The organism is Proteus sp. PR00224, from assembly GCF_016238105.1.
Classification (GTDB): Bacteria; Pseudomonadota; Gammaproteobacteria; order Enterobacterales; family Enterobacteriaceae; genus Proteus.
In genome coordinates this window covers 1-553 of sequence record NZ_JAEHQU010000024.1, presented here as the reverse complement: position 1 = coordinate 553, position 553 = coordinate 1, and the positions used below count along the sequence as shown (strand labels likewise).

Genomic DNA, 553 nt, shown 5'->3' with positions numbered 1-553 from the left:
CTTCGGGTTGTGAGGTTAAGCGAATAAGCGTACACGGTGGATGCCTAGGCAATCAGAGGCGATGAAGGACGTGCTAATCTGCGATAAGCGTCGGTAAGGTGATATGAACCGTTATACCCGACGATTTCCGAATGGGGAAACCCAATATCCAATGGATATTATCATTAACTGAATACATAGGTTAATGAAGCGAACCGGGAGAACTGAAACATCTCAGTACCCCGAGGAAAAGAAATCAACCGAGATTCCCCTAGTAGCGGCGAGCGAACGGGGAACAGCCCAGAGTCTTAATCAATAGCAGCATCAGGAGAACGGTCTGGAAAGTCCGGCAGTAAAGGGTGATAGCCCCGTATCTGAAGATGCTGTTATTGTGAACTCGACGAGTAGGGCGGGACACGTGTTATCCTGTCTGAATATGGGGGGACCATCCTCCAAGGCTAAATACTCCTGATTGACCGATAGTGAACCAGTACCGTGAGGGAAAGGCGAAAAGAACCCCGGCGAGGGGAGTGAAAAAGAACCTGAAACCGTGTACGTACAAGCAGTAGGAGCC

At 49.5% G+C, this 553-nt stretch carries 1 rRNA gene; it reads left to right on the top strand.

What is annotated here, in order from left to right:
- Positions 1-13 precede the first annotated feature (13 nt).
- A 23S ribosomal RNA gene (locus tag JEP71_RS17430) occupies positions 14-553 on the top strand; the annotation flags it as partial.